Here is a 16,885-nt window from a genome sequence, read left to right as displayed (position 1 = left end):
TATACCCCAGCGGCGCGCGCTGCAGCCCTCAGGCGTTCTCCACATCCAGCGCCAGACGCTGGCGCACCACTTCCACCAGGCGATCGGGCTGGAACTTGGAGAGGAAGTTGTCGCAACCGACCTTCTTCACCATCGACTCGTTGAAGCTGCCCGACAACGAGGTGTGCAGCACCACGTACAGGCCGCGCAGGCGTGCGTCGCTGCGGATCTCGGTGGTCAGCCGGTAGCCGTCCATTTCCGGCATTTCCGCGTCGGTGAACACCATCAGCAGTTTCTCGCAGAGGTTTTCACCAGCATCGGCCCAGGCCTGAAGCATGCGCAATGCCTTCAGGCCGTCGCTGGCCACATGCAGCTTCACGCCCAACTGCGACAAGGTATCGCGCAACTGCGCCAGGGCGACGCTGGAGTCGTCCACCAACAGGATTTCACGGCCACGGGCGCGGGCCAGCAGCGGATCGTCGAGCTTGTCGCGCGAGACCTTGGCGTTGTACGGCACGATCTCGGCGAGGACTTTCTCCACGTCGATGATTTCGACCAACTGCTCCTCGACCTTGGTGATGGCAGTCAGGTAATGCTGACGTCCGGCACTGGTCGGCGGCGGCAGGATCGATTCCCAGTTCATGTTGACGATGCGCTCGACGCCACCGACCAGAAACGCCTGTACCGAGCGGTTGTACTCGGTGACGATGATGGTGCTGTCCGGCCCTGGCTGCACCGGGCGCATGCCGATGGCCTGGGACAGGTCGATCACCGGCAGGGTCTGGCCGCGCAGGTTGACCACGCCGCAGACGAACGCATGGCGTTGCGGCATCAGGGTCAGTTTGGGCAGTTGCAGCACTTCCTGAACCTTGAACACGTTGATCGCGAACAGCTGCCGACCGACCAGGCGGAACATGAGGATTTCCAGGCGGTTCTCACCGACCAGCTGCGTTCGTTGATCTACTGTGTCGAGAATGCCAGCCATTGAAATGCCCCTGGTTTAGAAATGTCATTGGCCCTGTATCGGCGCCAATTCACACAACTTGATGAAGAATGGCAGTCGCCTTTCCGGTAATTGATATCACTTTAACACCATGCTTGACTGTGGCGCTGCGCGCTACAGCCTGCGAACAACGCCTATTTCAGGCAATGCTATCGGGGAAACCCCTAGTAGCCATCGGGCCAAACCTGATATTCGCGTTATCGCTTAGCCATTAATGTGACGCCCTTCGCACTGCATGGAAGGAGTCCGGCTTGTGTTGCCGACCATCTCTAGGAGGCGCGTTGCACGGGCAACGCGTCAAGGCGCTTGATCATGGACGATGACGACGCCAAGCACGGTAATGTGCGCACCTTTCAGCAGGACGCCAAGCGGCTGTTGGCCGTGGCGGACGACTGCATGGCGCACCTGCACCTGATCGCCAACGACCCCGATGCCTGCCGCTGCCTGGGTACAGCCCTCGCGGCGCTGGTTCGCCGCTCGGCCCTGGCCGGGGTCGACGAAGTGACGCGGCATGCCGAGCAGCTTCGCTACCTGTTGTACGGGGCCTGCCAGCAACGCTGCCTTGCAGGCCCCGTATTGCCCTGCGCCCAGGCCTGCCTGACCCTGTTGGCCTGGCAGCTTGAGCTGCTCGACCCGCAGACCTGCCGTATAGGCCTTGATGAACAGGAACAGCACCGCTTGCTCGATGACTTGACCAGCGCCTTGTACCTCGCCGGGCTACGCGGCCATCCCTCTCGCAGCCCGTTGGCATTTTCGCGCGCGGCAGAGGACCCGTGAACGCCGCAATTGAAGCGCCTGGCAACCTATATAACGGCTCACTCCACAAACGCCGCAAGTTGCGCTTGCACTGAATAGTGGCAATTGAGGGAGCCAACTTTCGAAGTGTTGCAGAGCACAACCGCCATGACGGTTTAGTTGCCCGAAAAGGGTCAACAGCGACAACAAAGTACTGGCACTTTGCCTAATCAAACGATCGCAGCCCCCCGGAAACACTGCGGTTGAGCGCTCATTGCCAGCCCCGCGACCTCAGCCAGATGAAGTGATAACATGCGTGTCCTCAAAGACCCATAACTCTGAAACAACGCATTGCGACAGGTTCGCAGTGCGCGCGGCGTGTCGGTTTCCGATTCTTCCAGCAATAATTCAGTGATCCCCCTGACCATGCTGTCATGCGTGAAGCTCCGTCGACGTTGGTATTTCCGCCCTGCTCTCGCCCGCCGGTTGACCGCGCTGGCCTGCGCCGTGTCGCTGGGTGGCAACCTGTGGTACTGGGGGCAATCCCAGGCGTTGCCGAGCGAGCTGCTGGTGCTGCAACTGGCCAGCCTGCTGGGCGTGCTCTGGCAGCTGCACCAGCACGGCAAGTCGATCAGCCTGCTGCCTGAGGAACTGGCCCAGCGCATGCTCAAGGTGCAGGAGCACGAACGCCAGCACCTGAGCCGGGAACTGCACGACGATATCGGGCAACTGCTGACCGCTGCCAAGCTGCAGGTCGACTGGCTGCAGCGCCGGGTCACCGACGAGCTCAAGCCACATTTCAAGGGCCTGCGCAGCACCCTGGATCAGAGCCTGAACAACGTTCGTGATGTCACCACCCTGCTCAATCCTCGCCAGTTGCTCAGCCTGGGCCTCGAAGCCAGCCTGCGCGCCCACCTGCTGCGCACCTTGCAGAACAGCCCGGTGCGCTGGACCCTGCATTGCCCGCAACGCCTGGACAACGTACCGGCGCCGATCAGCATGGCTGCCTTTCGCATCACCCAGGAAGCGATCACCAACCTGCTGCGCCATGCAGCTGCCGACAACCTGCGCATCGAACTGCGCCGCAGCCATGAAGGGTTGCTGTTGAGTATCGAAGACGACGGTCACGGCTTCACGCCGGCGAGCAATCCGGCAGAGGCCGGGCAGCGCGGCCTGGCCGGGATGTTCGAGCGCGCCCTGGCGCTGCAGGGCAGCCTCGAAATCGACAGCCAGCCGGGCCAGGGCACGCGCATCCAGGCGCGCCTGCCCTGGCCACCGCGCACCCATGAACGCGCCCGGAGCTCCACAGCCCATGACCTGTAGAGTGCTGTTGGTGGACGACCACTCGTTGATCCGCGCCGGCGTGCGTGCGCTGATCGCTGACGTGCCAGGCTACAAGGTGGTGGGCGAAGCCGAAGACGGCGACCAGCTGCTGGGCCTGGTGTCTAGTCTGGTTCCGGACATCGTCCTGCTCGACCTGTCGATGCGCTCGACCAGCGGCCTGGATGCCCTGACCCAACTGCGCGCCGGCGGTGCCAGCTGTCGGGTGCTGATCCTGTCGATGCACAGCGATCCGGAGACCATCATGCGCGCACTGGAGGCCGGCGCCCACGGCTACCTGCTCAAGGACAGCACCGCCACCGAGCTTGAACAGGCACTGCGGGCGCTGCGCAACGACGAACGCTACCTGAGCCCGGCCGTGGCCCACACCGTCATCAACCAGGCGTTGCAACGCACCCAGGCCGCTTGCGAGCGGCATAACCTCACTGCCCGCCAGCTGGAAATCCTGCGCCTGATCGTGCGTGGCAAATCCACTCGCGAAATCGCCCAGGGGCTGGGGCTGTCGATCAAGACGGTGGAAGCCCACCGCTCGCAACTGATGAAGCGCCTGCAGATCTACGACGTGGCAGGGCTGGTGCTGTACGCGGTGCGCGAGAAGATCATCACCCTCGACGACTGAGCAGCGGCGAGTGTGCCGGCAGGTGCACGTGTAAGGCCGCCGGGCACGCCTCGAAGCGCAAGTTGTCGCCTTCGAGCGGCTCGCCGTCGAGGTTGATGTTCAGCCCCTTGGCGCTCTTGATTTCCACCCAGGGCAGGCGCGCGCGAACGAACAGCCCTTCCCCGCCCAGCAGGTCGCGCACCGCGCCGACCACATCCTGCGGAGCGGGCAATATGCTGATGTCCAGCAAGCCATCGTCTGCCAGTGCCTGCGGGCACAGTTCATGGCCACCGCCGGCCTGGCGACCGTTGCCGATGCCCAATGCCAGCAGGTCGCCCTGCCAGTGAAAATCCGGACCTTGCAGTTCCACCGATGCGGCCTGCAGCTCGCTGAAGCGGCTGAGGCCCGTGAACAGGTACGCAGCGCCGCCCAGCACTTTTTTCAGGTCTTCGGACGTGTTGGCCGTGACCTGGCTGCCGAAGCCGCCGGTCGCCATGTTGAGAAACCACTGGTCGCCAACCTTGCCCAGGTCCACCGCATGCGCCGGCTGGTCGAGCAGGGCCAGGGCGTCGGCCGGTTCCAGCGGCACGCCGGCAGCCTTGGCGAAGTCATTGGCCGTGCCCAGTGGCAGCAATACCAATGTGGCGGCAGTGCCGGCCTTGCCCATGGCTTCGGCGATGTCGCGCAAGGTGCCGTCGCCACCACCCGCGATCAGCGTGGTGTAACCGGCTCGCAGCGCCTCCTCCACCAGCCGCGCAGCGTCGCCGCCTTCCCAGGTCAGGCGCACGTCGAGTGTCCAGCCGCGCTCACGGCACCGGCCAACGGCAGTGCGAACGTCTTCGTTCATGGCTTGCTTGCCATGCAAAACCAGCATTGCCTTGCGCTGCTGCTGCATTGCCCTTCTCCGAAAGTGGGTGCCTGCAATCGACACCGGGGATTGGGCGAATGCTGCAAGGCTGCGCGCTGGCCCGGTAAAATAATCGCCCCTGAGGTCGGCCAAGCGACAGGACACGCAGGCAGAAACTGCGCCTGCGATCCCTCACGGCGTGGCCAGTGCGGGGTTGCGCCGCGACAGGCCACGCCGTGAGGCGGCTTCAGCCAAGCAACTCGCTGAACGCAATGAACGGCACCCGATCACCCACCTGCGGCGTGGTGCCCTCACGCACCTCCACCACACCATCGGCCCACGCCGCGCTGCGCAGCACGCCGGAACTCTGGTTCTTGTAGATGTGCACCGCACCGTCCTCGATGCGCGCCCGCAGGTATTCGCGGCGCACGCCGGCCTTGGGCCAGTTGAAGGCGGCCGGCACCTCGAAGCGCAGGGGCGTCACCTGCGTGACGCCCAGGCGGCGCAGCAGATAGGGCCGCGCCAACAGGCCGAAGGTCACCAGCGTCGACGCCGGATTACCCGGCAAGCCGATCACCGGCACGCCACGAAAATGCCCGAAGGTCAGCGGCTTGCCGGGCTTGATCGCCAGTTTCCACAACGCCAGCTGGCCGGCCTCGCGCAGCGCGATGCCCAGGTAGTCCGCCTCACCGACCGAGACACCGCCGGTGGACAGAATCAGGTCGACATCCCCCAGCGCACCCAGGCACTGCCGGGTCAGGTGCAGATCGTCGGCCAGAATGCCCGCGTCGATCACCTCGCAGCCCAGGCGCTGCAGCCAGCTGACCAGCAGACGTCGGTTGCTGTTGTAGATCTGCCCGGGCCCCAGCGGCTGGCCGGGTTCGACCAGTTCATCACCGGTCGACAGCACCGCCACCCGCGCACGGCGCACCACGTCGAGTTGGCCGTAGCCCAAGGTCGCTGCCAGGCCAAGCTCGATCGGGCCCAGTCGCGTGCCGGCGGCCATGACCTGCTCACCCACACGGGTTTCCTGGCCTTGCGGGCGGATGTTCTGCTGCACTTGCAGCGGTTCGAGAAAACGCACCGTGGCGTCGTCCAGCACCTCGACGTTTTCCTGCATTTCGACACAGTCGGCGCCCAGCGGGACCGGCGCGCCGGTGAAGATTCGCGCACAGGTGCCAGGGGCCAGGGGGTCGGGGGCATGGCCGGCGAAGATGCGTTGGCTGACCGCCATGGGCTGGCCTTGCCAGTCCGCCAGGTTCAGCGCATAGCCGTCCATGGCGCTGTTTGGCCAGGGCGGCAGGTCGACACTGGCGACCAGGTCTTGCGCCAGCACACGCCCTTCAGCCTCGGCCAGCGACACCCGTTCGATCTCGCGAATCGGCGCCGCCGCGGCCAGCGCCAGCAGCTCGTCCAGGGCCTCTTCCACCGGCATCAGCGGCCGGCTCGTTGGCGCCTCAGCCACGGCTTTCACACGGCGCAGCCTGCTTGAGGTGCGGCACGAAATTGCACGGGCGGTGACGGGCGTCGAGCTGCTCGGCAAGAATGCCGTCCCAACCCGTGCGCACCGCATTGGTCGAGCCCGGCAGGCAGCAGACCAGCGTGCCGTTGGCCAGCCCGGCGAGGGCGCGCGATTGCACGGTGGAGGTGCCGATGTCGGGTACGGAAATCTGCCGGAACAGCTCGCCGAAACCATCGACCTGCTTGTCGAGCAGGCAGGCCACCGCCTCGGGCGTGCTGTCGCGACCCGTGAAACCGGTGCCGCCGGTGATCAACACCACTTGCACCACGTCCTCGGCGATCCAGGCGGCGACCTGGGCGCGGATCTTGTACAGGTCATCCTTGAGCAGCACACGGGCCGCCAGGCGGTGCCCGGCCTCGCTCAAGCGATCGACGAAGGTCTGGCCGGATGTATCGGTGTCCAGGGTGCGGGTGTCGCTGACCGTGAGCACGGCGATGTTCAGCGGTACGAACGGGGTATCTGCCTTGGCTTTCATGGGGGTCCGTCACGTGAGGAAACGTTGCCCGCCGTTATAGCACAGCAGCGCCTGCACGAAGGGGCTGGCAGTCAAGCGCCAGGTATGCTGGACTGTGCAAGGAACTTGTAACGACGCTTTGCGTCATAGGCACATCTAGCACCCTCGATGGAGAAACACGATGATCAAGCGGACCCTTCCCGCCTTCCTGCTGGCCCTGGGTATGGGCGCCCTCGCCGGCTGCGCCTCGCCGAGCGTGATTACCTTGAATGATGGTCGCGAAATTCAGTCGGTCGATACCCCGAAGTTCGATGAAGACTCCGGCTTCTACGAGTTCGAGCAACTCGACGGCAAGCGCACCCGCCTGAACAAAGACCAGATCCGCACCGTCAAGGAGCTGTGATGGCGTCGCCTTTTTGCCAAGCGCTGCATCCTGGGGTTGCGAGCAGAAAGGCGAGGCACTAGCATTTTCCCCATCGGAGTGTAGCGCAGCCAGGTAGCGCGTCTCGTTCGGGACGAGAAGGCCGCAGGTTCGAATCCTGTCTCTCCGACCACATCCCGGAAAACCCGCTCAACGCGGTTTTTTTGTTGCCGGGGCGGTGGGCCTTGCCCACTCACCGCTCAAGGCGCTGCCTATAACGCCTGGTGAACGTCGAACTGCAACGCCGCCAACCGCGCATACAGCGGGTTGCTCTCGATCAGTTCCCGGTGAGTGCCCACGGCCACCAGGCGTCCTTCGTCCATCACGGCGATCCGGTCCGCATGCTGCACGGTGGCCAGGCGGTGGGCGATGACCACAGTGGTACGGCCCGCCATCAAGCGTGGCAAGGCCTGTTGAATGAGGTGTTCGCTCTGCGCATCCAGCGCGCTGGTGGCTTCGTCCAGAAGCAGGATGGCCGCATCGACCAGCAACGCGCGAGCAATCGCCAGGCGCTGTTTCTGCCCCCCAGACAAGCCCAGGCCGCCCTCGCCCAGCAGCGTCTGATAGCCCTGAGGCAGGCGTGCAATGAAGTCATGGGCATGGGCGCTGCGGGCCGCGGACTCGACCTCGGCATCGGTCGCTGCCGGCCGGCCATAACGCAGGTTGGCTTCCACCGTGCCGCGAAACAGCGCGGGGTTTTGCGCCACCAGCGCGAACTGGCTGCGCAGCCCATCGGGGTCAAGGGTGTCGAGGGCCTGGCCGTCGATGAGGATGCGGCCCTGCTGCGGATCGTAGAAGCGCAGCAGCAGGTCGAACAGGGTCGATTTTCCTGCGCCGGAGGGACCGACCAAGGCCAGGGTCTGGCCGGGCGCGATGCGCAGGTCGAGGCCATCGATGGCCGGCTGGTCGGGGCGTGAGGGGTAGGCAAAGCGCACCGCCTGCAGCTCGATCAGCCCTGTCGCCCGAGGCAGCTCGGCAGGCAGCGGGGGCGCGACGATGGCTGGGCGTGCGGCCAGCAGCTCGGCAATCCGCTGGGCCGCACCGGCCGCCCGCTGCAGCTCCCCCAGCACTTCACTGATGGTGCCCAGCGCGCCGCCGACGATCAGGCTGTAGAACACGAACGCCGCCAGTTCACCTGCAGAAATGCGTCCAGCGATCACGTCCCTGCCGCCGACCCAAAGCATCACCCCTACCGCACCCAGCACCAGCACGATCACCAGCGTGATCAGCCAGGCGCGCTGGGCGATGCGCCGGCGGGCAACCTCGAAGGCGGCCTCCACCGTGCCGGCGAACGCCTCGCGGTCACGGCCCTGATGGTTGTAGGCCTGCACGGTCTTGATCTGGCCCAGCACTTCGGCCACGTAACTGCCCACATCGGCGATGCGGTCCTGGCTTTGCCGCGACAGGCTACGCGCGCGCCGGCCCAGCAGCAGGATCGGCGCCAGCACCAGCGGCAAGGCGATCACCACGATGCTGGTGAGCTTGGCGTTGGTGATGAACAGCAATACCACGCCGCCCATCACCATCAGCAGGTTGCGCAGGAACATCGACAGCGACGAGCCGATCACCGCCTGCAGCAACGTGGTGTCGGCCGTCAGCCGCGATTGGATTTCCGAGCTGCGGTTGTCTTCGAAAAAGCCTGGATGCAAGGTCAGCAGATGGTCGAACACCGCGCGGCGCAGATCGGCCACGCAGCGCTCACCGATCCAGGAGACCAGGTAAAAGCGGCTGAAGGTGCCCGCTGCCAAGGCCAGCACCAGCAGCAGAAACAGCCCCAGGGTCTGGTTGAGCTGGTGCGGGGAGCGGGTCATGAACCCATGGTCGACCAACAGGCGAATGCCCTGCCCCATCGACAACGTGACCAGCGCGGTCAGCACCAGCGCCAGCAGGGCCAGCAGACCCTGGCGCCGGTATGGGCGAAGGAACTGCCAAGCAAGGCTCAAGGCGTGGCGTTGGGAAACGGAAATGGGCGGCAACATGGAGAAGTCCGGAGGGTGCACAGGGACAGCAGCCTACCACCGGCGCGCCTGGGAGGATGCGCCTGACTGTGCGACGCCGGTTGATCGGGTCGGTTCGACGGTAGGCAGGGACCAACGCTGGGTATGACCATTCGATCTAAAAGGGTACTGGCATCTGGCCTTATTTTCTGGTGGACTGGTCATCCGTGACCTCAAGACCTTGCGTCACCGGTCGGTCACGCCCATCCATTACCGTTGAGCCCGCACTCGAAAAGGAGACAGGACATGAGCTTGCAGCACACCCATCAGCAGCCAAAAACCCATACCCAGGTTCTCCAGCAGCCCTGCGGTTCGATCATTGATGCCCAAGGCCGTGAAGTACCGATCACCGAAGAGATGATTCGCGACGCCTGCGACGAACTCGAAAAGAGCCGAGCGGCCCAAGCCCGCCGGGATTGATCGATGCCGCCTTTGCGATCCGGCCGACTGCCGGGTGTTGTTCAGTGCAACGATCAGGGGCTGCTGCGCAGCCCATCGAGGATGCGAATGTGCATTGCCTGTTGATGCGCGTAGCCTGAGTCGGGCCGGCTGCGCCGGCCATCGCGACTAAAGTCGCTCCTACAGGGTGGGAGCGGTTTCAGCCGCGATGGCCGGTAAAACCGCCCCGCCTTGTAGGAGCGACTTTAGTCGCGATGGCCGGTAAAACCGCCCCGCCTTGTAGGAGCGACTTTAGTCGCGATGGGCGGCAAAGCCGCCCCAACCCAGCTGCCCCACGCACTCCAGTCCAGCTCCCCCACCCACTCCAGCCCAACTGATCAGCAACCCGCCCCGCGACCCGACGCCGTTTCGCCAGCCCACCCACCCCTCAGACCAGCACCGCACCCAACGCACTGACCATCTGCGCCAACTGCGGCGCCTCGCCACGAATCCTCACGCGCAACCCCTCGATTTCACGCCGCGCCGGATACTGCTTGCGCAAGACATCGAACGCCGCCCGCTGCTGCTGGGGGTCATCGCTCAGGCTGCGACGAAAATCGGCATCGTCACGGCGCGGGTCGTACACCGCCCGGCACAACGCGGCCAGGGCCCAGGCCGGGTCGCAACCAGCGTCCAGCTCGATCTGCGCCAGCGGTGCCGGTGGCAGCAGGTCTGACAACTGCACGCGGGGTGCCGAACCGTGCCACTGGCACAGCGCCTGATAGATCTGCGCGGTGCCACGCTGACGGCCATCCAGGCTGTAGCCGGCAATGTGTGGCGTGGCCAGGGTGCAGACGTCAGCGAGGTCGACATCCACTTGCGGCTCCCCTTCCCACACATCGAGCACCGCATGCAGGTCGTCGCGCTGCAGCAGGCAGGCCTTGAGCGCCTGGTTGTCCACCACCGGCCCACGGCTGGCGTTGATCAACCACGTGCCTGGGCGCAGGCGTTGAAGCGCGTCAGCGCCGAGCAGGTGGTAGGTCGGGTGCTCGCCGTCGCGCGTCAGCGGCGTGTGCACGCTGATCACATCGCACTGTTCCAGCACGGTGTCGAGGCTGACGAAATCGCCGCCCTCCTGCGCCTCGCGCAGCGGATCACACACCAGCACCTTCCAGCCCAGGCCGTGCAGCACGCGCACCAGACGCCCGCCCACCTCGCCAGCGCCGACCACGCCGTACACCCGTTCAGGCAAGTGCACGCCGTCGAGTTCGGCCAGGGTCAGCACGCTGCCCAGCACGTAGTCGACCACACCCCGGGCATTGCAGCCCGGTGCGCTGCGCCAGCGGATACCGGCTTGCCCGAGGTAGTCGAGTTGCAGGTGATCGGTGCCGATGGTGCAGGTGCCGACAAAGCGCACGCGGCTGCCTTCGAGCAGTTGCCGGTTGACCGGCGTCACCGACCGCACCAGCAGCACATCGGCATCCTTCACGCAGGCAGCGTCGATGGCCCGGCCCGGATAGCGGCGGATCTCGCCGAACCCGGCGAAGAACGCATCGAGCAGGGGAATGTTTTCGTCGGCAACTATCAGCATGGCGCTCTCCTTATCGGGGAGCGCAGTGTAGGCGCTCTGGGGTGGCGCTTCCAGCAAGGTTCGGGCGCCCATGCCCCTTGCTGAGTCTGCAAGGGCATCACCCAGGCGCTGTAACAGCCGCCCTGCGCGGCTCGGTCGATCGCGGCGCACTGGCCCCGAGCGTTTACCGAGCGGCCTCAGGGCTCAGTCGGTCTTCTTGCGAATCCAGTAGAGATAGGTGCCAGCCTCTTCCTGCTGATCGACCAGCTCATGGCCGAGGAAGACGCAGAACTTGGGGATGTCGCGGCGGGTAGAGGGATCGGTGGCGATGACCTTGAGCAGGCCACCGGCCGCCAGGGCGCGCACGTGCTGATGCAGCATCATCACCGGTTCTGGACAGTTCAGGCCGGTGGCGTCGAGCACCGCGTCGGGGGTGGAATCGGTCATACAGGGCTCCTGGAAAAAATGGCGAGGTTCGCGCCGCTCAGCGCACCGGGTCTGGCCGGCGCTGGCAGTTCAGGCCGGAGACGTCGAGCAGCGCCCAAGGGGTGAGATCAATCATTGCAGACTCCTTGGCAGATGCCACGGGCGGGGCCGCTCAGCGCGGCGCAAGGTCCAGCCGGCGCAGGTGGCAGGTGACCTCTTCGCGATCGTGATACAGCTGCTTGCAGGCAATCGACACGCGCACCTTGCGCGCCTTGAAGGTGGCCTCCATGCGCTCGAGCAGCCGCCGCACCTCGGGGTAGCGCTGCTTCATCGGCAGCTTGAGGTTGACCACCGCCTCGCGGCACAGGCCTTCGCCCAACCAGGTTTCGATCAGCGCCGTGCTGCGCGCCGGCTTCTCGACGATGTCGCAGACCATCCAGTCGACGCGCTGCTTGGGCTTCCAGGTGAAGCCATCGGCCATCAGGTGCTGCACCAGGCCCGTGTCCATCAAGCTCTCGGCCATCGGGCCGTTATCGATGGCGGTGACCAGCATGCCGCGCTTGACCAGTTGGTAGGTCCAGCCGCCCGGCGAGGCGCCCAGATCCACGCCCGTCATGTCGTCGCCCAGGCGCGCCGGCCACTGCTCGCGGGGGATGAACTGGATCCACGCCTCTTCGAGCTTGAGGGTCGAGCGGCTCGGCGCTTCGCGCGGGAACTTCAAGCGCGGGATACCCATGGGCCAGAGGGCCGAATCGTCCTGCGCCGCGCTGCCGACGAACACCTGGCGGCCACTGATGAAGGTCAGCAGCAGGCGCGGACGGCTGGCGTCCTCGACCAGCCGCCCGGCCTTTTCCAACGCTTTTCGCAACGGGCCTTCGAAGCGTTTGCAGAAGGTGGACAGCTCCTTGCCATCGTTGGTGTCGAGCACTTCCAGCCACAGGCTGCCAAACACTGGCAACGCGCGCAGGTGGTCGAGCAGCACGCTGATGCGGTCGGTTTCCGGCAGGTCGAGGAACTGCCCGTGGGCCCACTGGCGCGGGAAGATCAGCTGGTCGAAACGCAGGCCGGCCATCAATTGCTCGCTGCCACCGGCGTCGGTGCAGATGAACTCGGCACAGGCGCTCTGCGGCTTGGCCTTGGCGTAACCGGGCACGCCGAGGCGCGCGGCGTGTTCGCTGATCTCAGCGCAGACCTCGCCCTCGAAGCCGGGCCGGCAATGCATGAACAGGGTACTCATTCGTCACTCCACGACAGCGGCGCAGCTCGCGCCAGCCTTGTTCCGGCGCAAGGTGGGCGCCGGCAAGGCGGCGAATGATAAAGGAAGATCGAACCGGCGACACGCTCTGCCGGTCCACACCTGAGCAGGCCGGGCGATACCCGGCCCCCAATCAGGCTCTGTACGAAAGATGTCCGGACCGCGCGAAGGCCACCTGCGCCAAGCACGACCCACGGGGCCGATCTGGCAGCATCGAGACGGCATTCGATACTCGCCGCGACGCTGCCAGGTCAGCCACTGACACCTTTCGTACAGAGCCTGGAGCCAGGCCCGTGCCGTGCGGGCCGTCATCACGAGGTGACACCGACGACGTTGTGCGATCGTCGGGCACCGGCGCAGAAGGAGTTGGCAATGCCCTCGCTCGATAGCCTGAAGACCCTGAAAACCCTCGATGTTGCAGGTCGGGTCTACCACTACCACAGCCTGCCGGAGGCCGCCCGCACCTTGGGCGACCTGCAAAAGCTGCCGATGTCGCTCAAGGTGCTGCTGGAAAACCTGCTGCGCTGGGAAGATGGCGAGACCGTCACCCGTGACGACGTCGCCGCCCTCGCGCAGTGGCTGGAGGCGCGCCGTTCGGACCGGGAAATCCAGTACCGCCCGGCACGTGTGCTGATGCAGGACTTCACCGGCGTACCCGCCGTGGTCGACCTGGCCGCCATGCGCGACGCCATGGCCAAGGCCGGCGGCGACCCGCAGAAGATCAACCCGCTGTCGCCGGTGGACTTGGTGATCGACCACTCGGTGATGGTCGACAAGTTCGCCAGCCCCGAGGCCTTTGGCGAGAACGTCGAGATCGAGATGCAGCGCAACGGCGAGCGCTACGCGTTCCTGCGCTGGGGCCAGAGCGCCTTCGACAACTTCAGCGTGGTACCGCCGGGCACCGGCATCTGCCACCAGGTCAACCTGGAATACCTGGGCCGCACCGTGTGGACGCGTGAGGAAGACGGTCGCACCTTCGCCTTCCCCGACACCCTGGTCGGCACTGACTCGCACACCACCATGATCAATGGCCTGGGCGTACTGGGCTGGGGCGTGGGCGGCATCGAAGCCGAGGCGGCCATGCTCGGCCAGCCGGTGTCGATGCTGATTCCCGAAGTGATCGGCTTCAAGCTCACCGGCAAGCTGCGCGAAGGCATCACCGCCACCGACCTGGTGCTGACCGTGACGCAGATGCTGCGCAAGAAAGGTGTGGTGGGCAAGTTCGTCGAGTTCTATGGCGATGGCCTGGCCGAACTGCCGCTGGCCGACCGCGCCACCCTGGCCAATATGGCCCCGGAGTACGGCGCCACGTGCGGCTTCTTCCCGGTCGACGACGTGACCCTCGATTACCTGCGCCTGTCCGGCCGCCCGGCGGAAACCGTCGAGCTGGTCGAGCAGTACTGCAAAGCCCAGGGGCTGTGGCGCGAGCCCGGCCAGGAACCGGTATTCAGCGACAGCCTGGGCCTGGACATGCACGAGGTCGGTGCCAGCCTTGCCGGCCCCAAGCGCCCGCAAGACCGCGTCGCACTGGAGGACGTCAGCAAGACGTTCGACGGCTTCATGGACCTGCAACCCAAAACCGCAGGCAAGGAAGTCGGTCGCCTGGAAAGCGAAGGCGGCGGCGGTGTGGCCGTGGGTAATGCCGATCAGGCCGGCACCTATGAAGACGACACCCGCCACTCGCGCCCGTTGCGCGACGGCGCCGTGGTGATCGCCGCCATCACGTCCTGCACCAACACCTCCAACCCCAGCGTGATGATGGCCGCAGGCCTGGTGGCGAAGAAGGCCATCGAACACGGTCTGACGCGCAAACCGTGGGTCAAGAGCTCGCTGGCACCCGGCTCGAAAGTGGTCACTGACTACTTCGAGGCTGCAGGCCTGACGCCTTACCTCGACCAGCTGGGCTTCGATCTGGTCGGCTACGGCTGCACCACCTGCATCGGCAACTCCGGGCCGCTCAACGAGGACATCGAAACGGCCATCAGCAGCGACGACCTCACGGTCGCCTCGGTACTGTCGGGCAACCGCAACTTCGAGGGCCGTGTGCATCCGCTGGTGAAGACCAACTGGCTGGCCTCCCCGCCCCTGGTGGTCGCCTACGCGTTGGCCGGCAGCGTGCGCGTGGACCTTTCGCGCGATTCGCTGGGCACCGGCAAGGACGGCCAGCCGGTGTACCTCAAGGACATCTGGCCCAGCCAGCAGGAAATCGCTGACGCGGTGGCCAAGGTCAGCACCGAGATGTTCCACAAGGAATACGCCGAAGTGTTCAAGGGCGATGCCCAGTGGCAGGCCATCGAGGTGCCGCAAGCGGCCACCTACCAATGGGATGAGCGCTCCACCTACATTCAGCACCCGCCGTTCTTCGACGCCATCGGCGGCCCACCGCCAAAAATCGAGGATGTGCGTGGCGCCAGCATTCTTGCGCTGCTCGGCGACTCGGTCACCACTGACCACATCTCCCCGGCCGGCAACATCAAGGCCGATAGCCCGGCCGGCCGTTACCTGCGCGACAAGGGCGTGGAGCCGCGCGACTTCAACTCCTACGGCTCACGCCGTGGCAACCATGAAGTGATGATGCGCGGCACCTTCGCCAACATCCGCATCCGCAACGAAATGCTCAACGGTGAAGAAGGCGGCAACACGCTGCACATCCCGACGGGTGAAAAGCTGTCGATCTACGATGCGGCCATGCGTTATCAGCAAGCCGGTACGCCGCTGGTGGTCATCGCCGGTCAGGAATACGGCACCGGCTCCAGCCGCGACTGGGCGGCAAAAGGGACCAACCTGCTCGGCGTCAAGGCTGTCCTGGCCGAGAGCTTCGAACGTATTCACCGCTCGAACCTGGTAGGCATGGGCGTGCTGCCGCTGCAGTTCAAACCGGGCGCTGATCGCAAGCGCCTCGGCCTGACGGGCCGTGAGCAGATCGACGTGGTCGGCCTGACCGATGCGACGATTCGCCCCGCCATGCCGCTGACCCTGCGCATTACCCGTGAAGACGGGAAAACCGAAGAACTCGAGGTGCTGTGCCGAATCGACACGCTCAACGAGGTGGAATACTTCAAGGCGGGGGGGATCTTGCATTATGTGTTGCGGCAGTTGATCGCTGGTTGAGGCGGTACACGGCAAGGACCTGACCGCTAAGGGTCAGCCTCCTTGCCCTTCCCATACCCCGGCATCCTCGTGCGTCTCCTGTCTATGCCTCATCCTGAACAGAACCGCGGCCCAAGAAGCGGCCGATCCGGCGCTCCGGATCGGGCCTGACTCACCTCGCTCAGCGTGCCGTGATCACCGACAGCTTGCTGATCCCCGCCCGTTCGATGGACGCCATCGCCCGGGCCACTTCGCCATAATTCACCCCGTCATCGGCCTGCAATTGCACACGGACGTCAGCATCTTTGGCCTTGGCTGCCTGCAACCGGTTCTCCAGTTGCGTGGGACGGATCTCGTCCTTGTCGATGAACACCTTGCCCTGCTCATCGATGCTCACCACCAGCGGATCTTTCTGTTCCACCGGCGCCACCGCTTCGGTCTTGGGCAGGTTGATGGGAATCGCGTTGGTGAGTAGCGGCGCGGTCACGATGAACACCACCAGCAGCACCAGCATCACATCCACCAGAGGCGTCACGTTGATCTCGCTGAGTACTTCGTCGCTGTCCTGGGTGGAAAAGGCCATGTCAGGAGGCCTCCTTCACAGGGCGTCCGGCAACGCTGCCGCCCGCTCGGAGCGGTACTGCCTGCAGTTGCACGCGGAACGCATGCTTCTGCGCCAGGCTGTAGAAGTCATGGGCGAAATCATCGAGGTCGGCGACGGTCAGCTTCAGGCGCCGCAGGTAGTAGTTGTACACCAGCACCGCAGGCACCGCGACGGCAATGCCGACGCCGGTAGCGACCAGTGCCGCGCCGATGGGACCGGCCACGGTTTCCAGGCTCGCCGAGCCCGCCGCGCTGATGCCCTTGAGCGCCGACATGATGCCCCACACCGTGCCGAACAGGCCGATGAAGGGCGAGGTGCTGCCAATACTGGCGAGGATCGCCAGGCCGCTTTCCAGTGAGCGGCGCTCGCGCACGATCTGCTGGCGCAGGGCGCGCTCCAGGCGGTCCTGATGATTGATCGCCTGGCTGAGGTCAGCGGCGTGGGCGCTGTGCGGCACCTGGATCGCGGCGTAGCCGGCCTGGGCCACGCGCGCGGCAGCGCCAGGCTGGTTCTGCGCCAACGTGGCAGCCGAATCCAGGCTGGGCGCGGCCCAGAATTGCGTATGGAAGCGGCGGTCCTGGCGTTTCAGGCGGGTGAACTGCAAGCCCTTGATCAGCACCAGGGCCCAGGTGGCTACGGAAAACAGGATCAGCAGCCAGATGACG

At 65.3% G+C, this 16,885-nt stretch carries 16 protein-coding genes and 1 tRNA gene; 7 read left to right on the top strand and 10 right to left on the bottom strand.

From position 1 onward, the window contains the following. Nucleotides 1-28 precede the first annotated feature (28 nt). On the bottom strand, nt 29-964 hold the full coding sequence (locus RT028_RS11895) for a chemotaxis protein CheV (protein WP_312935076.1): 936 nt from the start codon (nt 962-964) through the stop codon (nt 29-31). Between the two features lie 330 nt (nt 965-1,294). On the opposite strand from RT028_RS11895, the gene RT028_RS11890 reads away from it, so the two are divergent. From RT028_RS11890 to RT028_RS11880, 3 genes are all read left to right on the top strand, one after another. After that, entirely contained in the window at nt 1,295-1,759 is a 465-nt protein-coding gene (locus RT028_RS11890; protein ID WP_312935074.1) for a histidine kinase, read from the top strand. A 384-nt stretch (nt 1,760-2,143) separates the two neighbouring features. Continuing rightward, nucleotides 2,144-3,040: a sensor histidine kinase gene (locus RT028_RS11885; protein ID WP_409567243.1), complete on the top strand. Its 897-nt coding sequence runs from the start codon at nt 2,144-2,146 to the stop codon at nt 3,038-3,040. Beyond that, nucleotides 3,030-3,677: a response regulator transcription factor gene (locus RT028_RS11880; protein WP_312935072.1), complete on the top strand. Its 648-nt coding sequence runs from the start codon at nt 3,030-3,032 to the stop codon at nt 3,675-3,677. Before RT028_RS11885 ends, RT028_RS11880 begins: the two co-directional genes overlap by 11 nt. On the opposite strand, the gene yegS is transcribed toward RT028_RS11880, so the two are convergent. From yegS to moaB, 3 genes are all read right to left on the bottom strand, one after another. Beyond that, complete coding sequence (yegS, locus tag RT028_RS11875; protein WP_312935070.1) at nt 3,661-4,551, bottom strand: lipid kinase YegS; 891 nt, start codon at nt 4,549-4,551, stop codon at nt 3,661-3,663. The two genes, RT028_RS11880 and yegS, sit on opposite strands and share 17 nt — an antisense overlap. 199 nt (nt 4,552-4,750) lie before the next feature. Next, a complete protein-coding gene (glp, locus tag RT028_RS11870) occupies nt 4,751-5,938 on the bottom strand; it encodes a gephyrin-like molybdotransferase Glp (protein WP_312935068.1) in 1,188 nt (395 codons plus the stop codon). 22 nt (nt 5,939-5,960) lie between these two features. Continuing rightward, entirely contained in the window at nt 5,961-6,500 is a 540-nt protein-coding gene (gene moaB, locus RT028_RS11865) for a molybdenum cofactor biosynthesis protein B (RefSeq protein WP_312935067.1), read from the bottom strand. Nucleotides 6,501-6,660: 160 nt separating this feature from the next. Here moaB and RT028_RS11860 point away from each other — a divergent pair, with 160 nt between their 5' ends. Both RT028_RS11860 and RT028_RS11855 read left to right on the top strand, forming a co-directional pair. Continuing rightward, a complete protein-coding gene (locus RT028_RS11860) occupies nt 6,661-6,882 on the top strand; it encodes a YgdI/YgdR family lipoprotein (protein WP_312935066.1) in 222 nt (73 codons plus the stop codon). A gap of 74 nt (nt 6,883-6,956) precedes the next feature. Continuing rightward, nucleotides 6,957-7,033 (top strand) — tRNA-Pro (locus tag RT028_RS11855). A gap of 79 nt (nt 7,034-7,112) precedes the next feature. On the opposite strand, the gene RT028_RS11850 is transcribed toward RT028_RS11855, so the two are convergent. After that, a complete protein-coding gene (locus RT028_RS11850; protein ID WP_312935094.1) occupies nt 7,113-8,876 on the bottom strand; it encodes an ABC transporter transmembrane domain-containing protein in 1,764 nt (587 codons plus the stop codon). A 267-nt stretch (nt 8,877-9,143) separates the two neighbouring features. On the opposite strand from RT028_RS11850, the gene RT028_RS11845 reads away from it, so the two are divergent. Then, nucleotides 9,144-9,317 carry a PA1571 family protein gene (locus RT028_RS11845; RefSeq protein ID WP_312935065.1) on the top strand — a complete coding sequence of 58 codons (174 nt, stop codon included), beginning with the start codon at nt 9,144-9,146 and terminating at the stop codon, nt 9,315-9,317. Between the two features lie 406 nt (nt 9,318-9,723). Here RT028_RS11845 and pdxB read toward each other — a convergent pair whose 3' ends face one another. The 3 genes from pdxB to rlmM all read right to left on the bottom strand — a co-directional run bounded on the left by pdxB (nt 9,724) and on the right by rlmM (nt 12,508). Next, nucleotides 9,724-10,866, bottom strand: coding sequence for a 4-phosphoerythronate dehydrogenase PdxB (gene pdxB / locus RT028_RS11840; RefSeq protein WP_312935064.1), 1,143 nt, complete (start codon nt 10,864-10,866; stop codon nt 9,724-9,726). A gap of 183 nt (nt 10,867-11,049) precedes the next feature. Continuing rightward, a complete protein-coding gene (gene tusA, locus RT028_RS11835; protein WP_312935063.1) occupies nt 11,050-11,292 on the bottom strand; it encodes a sulfurtransferase TusA in 243 nt (80 codons plus the stop codon). A 151-nt stretch (nt 11,293-11,443) separates the two neighbouring features. Beyond that, nucleotides 11,444-12,508, bottom strand: coding sequence for a 23S rRNA (cytidine(2498)-2'-O)-methyltransferase RlmM (gene rlmM, locus RT028_RS11830; RefSeq protein WP_312935061.1), 1,065 nt, complete (start codon nt 12,506-12,508; stop codon nt 11,444-11,446). A gap of 390 nt (nt 12,509-12,898) precedes the next feature. On the opposite strand from rlmM, the gene acnA reads away from it, so the two are divergent. Beyond that, a complete protein-coding gene (acnA, locus tag RT028_RS11825; protein WP_312935060.1) occupies nt 12,899-15,637 on the top strand; it encodes an aconitate hydratase AcnA in 2,739 nt (912 codons plus the stop codon). Between the two features lie 160 nt (nt 15,638-15,797). On the opposite strand, the gene RT028_RS11820 is transcribed toward acnA, so the two are convergent. Together RT028_RS11820 and RT028_RS11815 are read right to left on the bottom strand one after the other, a co-directional pair. Beyond that, nucleotides 15,798-16,199, bottom strand: coding sequence for a biopolymer transporter ExbD (locus tag RT028_RS11820; RefSeq protein ID WP_312935059.1), 402 nt, complete (start codon nt 16,197-16,199; stop codon nt 15,798-15,800). Between the two features lies 1 nt (nt 16,200). Continuing rightward, the coding region (locus tag RT028_RS11815; protein WP_312935058.1) for a MotA/TolQ/ExbB proton channel family protein at nt 16,201-16,885 on the bottom strand (685 nt) is incomplete at its 5' end.

This window comes from Pseudomonas sp. (assembly GCF_032058845.1).
Lineage (GTDB): Bacteria > Pseudomonadota > Gammaproteobacteria > Pseudomonadales > Pseudomonadaceae > Aquipseudomonas.
The sequence above is the reverse complement of the archived record's forward strand: the minus strand, read 5'-3'. Positions and strand labels throughout refer to the sequence as shown.

Coding starts and splice junctions, on each gene's coding strand:
- RT028_RS11895 (WP_312935076.1), bottom strand. CDS start 964: ATGGCTGGCATTCTCGACACAGTAGATCAACGAACGCAGCTGGTCGGT.
- RT028_RS11890 (WP_312935074.1), top strand. CDS start 1,295: ATGGACGATGACGACGCCAAGCACGGTAATGTGCGCACCTTTCAGCAG.
- RT028_RS11885 (WP_409567243.1), top strand. CDS start 2,144: ATGCTGTCATGCGTGAAGCTCCGTCGACGTTGGTATTTCCGCCCTGCT.
- RT028_RS11880 (WP_312935072.1), top strand. CDS start 3,030: ATGACCTGTAGAGTGCTGTTGGTGGACGACCACTCGTTGATCCGCGCC.
- yegS (WP_312935070.1), bottom strand. CDS start 4,551: ATGCAGCAGCAGCGCAAGGCAATGCTGGTTTTGCATGGCAAGCAAGCC.
- glp (WP_312935068.1), bottom strand. CDS start 5,938: ATGCCGGTGGAAGAGGCCCTGGACGAGCTGCTGGCGCTGGCCGCGGCG.
- moaB (WP_312935067.1), bottom strand. CDS start 6,500: ATGAAAGCCAAGGCAGATACCCCGTTCGTACCGCTGAACATCGCCGTG.
- RT028_RS11860 (WP_312935066.1), top strand. CDS start 6,661: ATGATCAAGCGGACCCTTCCCGCCTTCCTGCTGGCCCTGGGTATGGGC.
- RT028_RS11845 (WP_312935065.1), top strand. CDS start 9,144: ATGAGCTTGCAGCACACCCATCAGCAGCCAAAAACCCATACCCAGGTT.
- pdxB (WP_312935064.1), bottom strand. CDS start 10,866: ATGCTGATAGTTGCCGACGAAAACATTCCCCTGCTCGATGCGTTCTTC.
- tusA (WP_312935063.1), bottom strand. CDS start 11,292: ATGACCGATTCCACCCCCGACGCGGTGCTCGACGCCACCGGCCTGAAC.
- rlmM (WP_312935061.1), bottom strand. CDS start 12,508: ATGAGTACCCTGTTCATGCATTGCCGGCCCGGCTTCGAGGGCGAGGTC.
- acnA (WP_312935060.1), top strand. CDS start 12,899: ATGCCCTCGCTCGATAGCCTGAAGACCCTGAAAACCCTCGATGTTGCA.
- RT028_RS11820 (WP_312935059.1), bottom strand. CDS start 16,199: ATGGCCTTTTCCACCCAGGACAGCGACGAAGTACTCAGCGAGATCAAC.